Annotated in this window: 7 protein-coding genes and 1 pseudogene; 1 reads left to right on the plus strand and 7 read right to left on the minus strand. The window is 66.7% G+C overall.

Features of this window, described 5'->3' with window-relative positions; genetic code table 11:
• The 6 genes from ABS88_RS23555 to ABS88_RS23580 form a co-directional block, all read right to left on the minus strand.
• A partial coding sequence (locus tag ABS88_RS23555; protein ID WP_286750761.1) for a hypothetical protein occupies window positions 1-499 on the minus strand: 499 nt, incomplete at its 3' end.
• Between the two features lie 49 nt (window positions 500-548).
• Window positions 549-1,364 (minus strand): dimethylarginine dimethylaminohydrolase family protein, encoded by an 816-nt coding sequence (locus tag ABS88_RS23560; protein ID WP_286750762.1) that lies wholly within the window; start codon window positions 1,362-1,364, stop codon window positions 549-551.
• A 151-nt stretch (window positions 1,365-1,515) separates the two neighbouring features.
• Window positions 1,516-2,541 carry an aspartate-semialdehyde dehydrogenase gene (locus ABS88_RS23565; RefSeq protein ID WP_003041985.1) on the minus strand — a complete coding sequence of 342 codons (1,026 nt, stop codon included), beginning with the start codon at window positions 2,539-2,541 and terminating at the stop codon, window positions 1,516-1,518.
• Between the two features lie 108 nt (window positions 2,542-2,649).
• On the minus strand, window positions 2,650-3,027 hold the full coding sequence (rplS, locus tag ABS88_RS23570; protein WP_003041987.1) for a 50S ribosomal protein L19: 378 nt from the start codon (window positions 3,025-3,027) through the stop codon (window positions 2,650-2,652).
• A 4-nt stretch (window positions 3,028-3,031) separates the two neighbouring features.
• A complete protein-coding gene (gene trmD / locus ABS88_RS23575; RefSeq protein ID WP_003041989.1) occupies window positions 3,032-3,769 on the minus strand; it encodes a tRNA (guanosine(37)-N1)-methyltransferase TrmD in 738 nt (245 codons plus the stop codon).
• Entirely contained in the window at window positions 3,766-4,686 is a 921-nt protein-coding gene (locus ABS88_RS23580; protein WP_040589491.1) for a LysR substrate-binding domain-containing protein, read from the minus strand. The genes trmD and ABS88_RS23580 overlap by 4 nt, the downstream gene beginning before the upstream one ends.
• Window positions 4,687-4,789: 103 nt before the next feature.
• On the opposite strand from ABS88_RS23580, the gene ABS88_RS23585 reads away from it, so the two are divergent.
• Window positions 4,790-4,951 carry a hypothetical protein gene (locus ABS88_RS23585; RefSeq protein WP_156000993.1) on the plus strand — a complete coding sequence of 54 codons (162 nt, stop codon included), beginning with the start codon at window positions 4,790-4,792 and terminating at the stop codon, window positions 4,949-4,951.
• On the opposite strand, the pseudogene ABS88_RS23590 reads toward ABS88_RS23585, so the two are convergent.
• Window positions 4,948-5,445 (minus strand): annotated as a pseudogene (locus tag ABS88_RS23590) (penicillin-binding protein); the annotation flags it as partial. The gene ABS88_RS23585 and the pseudogene ABS88_RS23590 sit on opposite strands and share 4 nt — an antisense overlap.

Below are 5,445 nucleotides of genomic sequence, written 5' to 3' on the forward strand. Positions count from 1 at the left end.
CCTCGCCCAGCGTGCTGTCCTTGTGATCGACGACGGTGGCCGATGCGGACGCCTTGGCGCGCGTCGTGCCGATACCGATGCCGCTGACCGTCGAATAGAATTCGGCGCCCGCCTCGTCGCCCAGAAACCAGCCGACGAACTTGTCGTCCTGAAAATTGAGCGTCATCGCATCGAAGCGCGAAAATTGCATCGGCCCCGCGCCGCACTCGTCATTGTCGCTGCGGTCGTCGACCACCCCCGCGACACGCGCCAACGCCTCTTCGGCCTGTTTGCGCGGGGTGCCGAACGCGAGCAGGCTGGCCTTGCCGCTGGTCTTGTCGATGAAGCGCAGCCCCGCACCGTCGAGCGCGACCGACAGCGACGCCGCGGCCGGACCGTCGAGCTTGGCCTCGGGCACGTCGGGCACGACCGGCGGGCGGTCGTCTGCGGCCGGTTTTTCGGCGGCGGGCTTGCACGCCGCAAGCAGCGCGAGGAGGACGAGGGCGGGCAGCTTGCGCATGGCAGGACTCCGAAGGGGACGCGCCGCTATACGCCAGAGCGCGGGGCGATTACCAGCGCAGCGACATGCAGCTGAGCCCGGCGTCGATCCGCGCGATCTGATCGGTGGGCAGCGCGCGGAACGGGACGCCGCGCGCCGCCAGCAGCGCTTGCGTTGCAAGCCAGTGCGCGCCGATCAGCACCGTGTCGCGGACGCGCAGGATATTCGCCGCGCCTTCTTCGCCCATCGGCGTCAGCACCACCTCCAGCCCCGCAAATTCGGGGCAGTCGCGCATGGCGGGGACGGCGAGCACGGTGCGGTCGTCGATGAGGCCGCAGCCGGTCTTGAAATGCAGCACGCCGGGCGGGGTCTGCGCGATCTGCGCGCGGTGGCCGAGCTCGCCGAGCAGCGCAGTCAGCGTTTCGGCCCCCGCCCGGTCGGTGCGGTCGGACAGGCCGATGATGACGCGGTCGGCAAGGCGCAGCACATCACCGCCGTCGACATGTCCCGGCCCGGCCAGTTCAAGGACGCGGCCGTGCCGTTCGGCGAGCGCGGCGCGTATGTGCGCGACCTCGCCCGCGCGGCTCGGCGCACCGGGACGGAGCAGGATCGCGCCTTCGGCAAAGGTCAGCGCGACGTCCTCGACGAACAGCGCATCGGGAAAGGCATCGAGCGGCGGCAGAACATCGACCGTCAGCCCCAGCTCGCGCAGCGCCGCGACATAGGCGGCATGCTCGGCCATGATTCCCGCCAGCTCGGGATCGGGTCCACCGCCCGCACGGATGCCGTCGACGGCCGACGGCGCCGGGGTCCGGCAAAGCGCGTGGGTGAAAGCGAAGGGCGCGGTCATGTCACGGGCATAGTCCGGATGCCCCGATCTCGCCAAGGCAATCCTCCCTGCCACGCAGCAGTGGGGAGGGGGACACCCTCCGCGAGGCGGATGGTGGAGAGGGCGCAACGCGCCGGCGTCAAAGCCCCTCCGTCAGTCCTTCGGGCTGCCACCTCCCCATCGCTGCGCGACAGGAAGGGTAACAGGATCAACCCTTCTTGAGGTGCCGGCGGCCGAGCAGTTCGGCGATCTGCACCGCATTCAGCGCCGCGCCCTTGCGCAGGTTGTCGCTGACGCACCAGAGGTTCAGGCCATTGTCGACGGTGCTGTCGTCGCGCACCCGGCTGACGAAGGTCGCATAGTCGCCGACGCATTCGACGGGGGTGATATATCCGCCGTCCTCACGCTTATCGACCAGCATGACGCCCGGCGCCTCGCGCAGGATGCGCTGCGCTTCCTCGGCGGGCAGTTCCTTCTCCATCTCGATATTGATGGCTTCGGAATGGCCGACGAAGACCGGAACGCGGACGCAGGTCGCGGTGACCTTGATCTTCGGATCGAGGATCTTCTTCGTCTCGGCGACCATCTTCCATTCTTCCTTCGTCGATCCGTCGTCGAGGAATTTGTCGATGTGCGGAATGACGTTGAAGGCGATCTGCTTGGTGAACTTCTTGATGTCCTTTTCATCGCCGACGAAGATCTGGCGCGTCTGGTTCCACAGCTCGTCCATCCCCGCCTTGCCGGCGCCCGACACCGACTGATAGGTCGAAACGACGACGCGCTTGATCTTCGCCGCATCGTGCAGCGGCTTCAGCGCGACGACCATCTGCGCGGTCGAACAGTTCGGGTTCGCGATGATGTTGCGCTTGGTATAGCCGTCGATCGCGTCGGGGTTCACCTCGGGCACGATCAGCGGCACGTCGGGGTCCATGCGATAGAGCGACGAGTTGTCGATCACGACGCAGCCGGCGGCCGCAGCCTTGGGCGCGTGAATCGCGGTCGCGTCGCTGCCGATGGCGAAAATCGCCATGTCCCAGCCCGACCAGTCGAAATTCTCGATATTCTGACATTTCACGGTCTTGCCGGTATCGCCGATCTCGACTTCGTCGCCCTGGCTGCGCGACGACGCGACCGCCGCCAGTTCGGCGATCGGAAATTCGCGTTCGGCGAGGATGGCGAGGACTTCGCGTCCGACATTGCCCGTCGCACCAGCGACGACGATCCGGTAACCCATGAAATATGTCCTTTGTCTTGGCGTGAAATGAAAAACGACCGGTTCTGCGCTTTGGCGGAACCGGTCGTTCTGGAAAGCTGTTTCGGCTTTGTGGGGAGAAACCTCTCCTCAGCCTTCGCCGGCTTCCGACCGGTAATCGCGGCGCTCCGCAATACGAGCCGATTTACCGGTGCGGCCCCGCAGATAGTAGAGCTTCGCACGGCGCACGGCGCCCTTGCGGACGACGGTAATCGAATCGATGTTCGGCGAATAAAGCGGGAAGACGCGCTCGACGCCTTCGCCGAACGACATTTTGCGCACGGTGAAGTTCGAGCCCATGCCCTTGTTCGAGCGCGCGATGCACACGCCTTCGAAATTCTGGACGCGGGTGCGTTCGCCTTCGACCACCTTCACGCCGACGCGCAGCGTGTCGCCGGGGCGGAACGTCGGAATCTCTTTGCCGGCCTTGGCAATTTCTTCGGCTTCGATCGTCTGGATGAGGTTCATGCCTCTAGTCCTTCTTCTTTTGCCGCGCGCCAGAGGCAGGTCGGGCCCGAGCGTCCTCATGACGCTCCCAAAGGTCCGGCCTGCGTAACCGTGTATGATCCTGCGCCTGTTGTTTCCGCCAGGCGGCGATCTTCGCATGATCCCCCGATCGCAGCACTTCGGGGATCGTGCGCCCTTCCCATGTGACGGGCCGGGTATAGTGCGGATATTCGAGCAAACCGTTCTCGAACGATTCGTCGTCGCCGCTTGAAGCCGCGCCCATTACGCCGGGAAGCAGCCGAATGCAAGCGTCGAGCAGCATCAGCGCCCCCATCTCGCCGCCCGAAAGCACGATGTCGCCCATCGAAAGCTGCTCGATCGGCCGTGCGTCGAAGATGCGTTCGTCGAAACCCTCGAACCGGCCGCACAGGATGATCGCCCCCGGACCCGCGGCAAGGTCGCGCACGCGCTTCTGCGTGACCGGCGCACCGCGCGGGGTCATGGCGAGCAGCGGCAACCCCGGATGCGCCGCCGTCGCATGATCGATCGCAGCGCCGAGGACATCGGCCTTCAGCACCATGCCGGCGCCGCCGCCCGCGGGCGTATCGTCGACGGTGCGATGCCGGTCGGTGGCAAAATCGCGGATCTGGACGGGCGCGCACGCCCATGTCCCGCTTTCGAGCGCACGCCCCGCCATGCTGTGCCCCAGCGGACCGGGGAACATGTCGGGATAGAGCGTGAGCGGGACGGCGGTGAAGGTCATGACGGCGGCTGCCATAGCGCCTCGGGCAGCAGGTGGCGATCCTTCTTCAATTCGGCGTGCAGCCATTCGCGGAAGCGCTCGATCTTGCGCACCCCGACGCGATTTTCGCGGTGGACGAGCCACAGGCCGGCATCGGCGACATAGAGCGTATCGAAGGGCTGGACCATCCGGCCGCTGGCAAGGTCGGCCTGCCAGAACAGCGGGGTCATCATCGCGACCCCGAAGCCCGCCTGCACCGCGCTCGCCTCCTGCAACTGGCTGTCGAGTTCGATGCCGAGGCGCGATGGCGCCAGCGGAGTCGCGACCCCCGCGGCGACGAACCAGTCGGCCCACCAGCTGTCGTTCGGGGCGAGCCGCTGGACGCGCAGCAGATCGGCGGGTTCGCGGATCGCATGCTCGGCGATGAACGATGGCGCAGCGAGCGGTGCCAGCGTCTGGCGCATCAGAAAGTCGCTGCGCAGGCCGGGCCACGGGCCCATTCCAAGGCGGATCGCAACATCGACGTTCGACGCGTCGAAGTCGACCAGATCGTTGCTCATCGACATGCGCACGGCAAGGTCGGGGTACGCGAGCTGGAAGCGGCCGATACGCGCGCTCAGCCACGCGCCGCCGAAGCTCGTCACGGCGCTGATCGTCAGCACGTCGGTCTCGTCGCTGCCAAGTGCAGCGAAGGCATCGTGCATTGCGGCAAAGGCGGCTCGGATCGCGGGAAACACGCGTTGCCCGGTCTCCGACAACCGCACGCGCCCTTTCTCACGCACGAACAGCGCGCGGCCGAGCCTGTCTTCCAATTGGCGGACCTGATAGCTGACCGCCGCCTGCGTCATCCCCAGCTCCTCGGCGGCGCGCGAGAAATTTTCCAGTCTTGCCGCCGATTCGAAAGCGCGGACGGCAGCGAGGGGCGGCAGCTTCGGCATCGCCGGAGTATAAGGTAAACTTATAACTCGGTGCAAAGCTTTAATTGGCGAAGGCGCCAGCGAAGGCGCATCTGCACCCTATCGCAACCGATGGAGACAGACGATGATGGATGAAATCTGGATGCGGAGCTGGAACGCCGATCATGCGCGCTTCAGCGCCGACCTCGACCGCGGCTTCGCGCAGCTCGGTGCCGCCTTGAAACCGCTTTTCGCCCGGCGGCCGCGCGGCGCGGCCAAAGCGGCTCCGGTTCGCCCCGCGAGCTAGTCGCGTGCCGACCGGAGGCGCAGGGCCTGAACCGTCAGCGGACGCGTCGGGGCCAGCAGAATCTGACCGTCGAGCTTGCCGTGTTCGCAATTGAGCCGGAACACCGCCCCCAGCGCGCCGCGCGCGACCGGCGGCTCGGCGGTCGGACATGCGCCCAGCTGATCTTTCAGCGCCGCCAGATCCTTCGCCCATAGCGCCGCCGAGCGGTCCATCAGGAAGTTCATCGCCAGCCGGCCCTGCATCGGCGCCAGGTCGCCCGCGTCATAGACCGCGCGCGCCACCGCGATCATCGCGACCATGTCGGGCGTCACCGGCACTGGCCGGTCTTTGAGCAAGCCCGCCCTCTCCATCGCCACCGCCGTGTCCCAGGCGGGCGCCGACGGCCCGGCATAGGTGCGGTTCGACAGCGCAAAGACGCCGGCGCCGAAGTCGGGCATCAGCATCACATGGCTGCCATAGCCCGGATAGCCACCGCCGTGCGACAGGGTGAGCCC

Source organism: Sphingopyxis sp. SCN 67-31, from assembly GCF_001725095.1.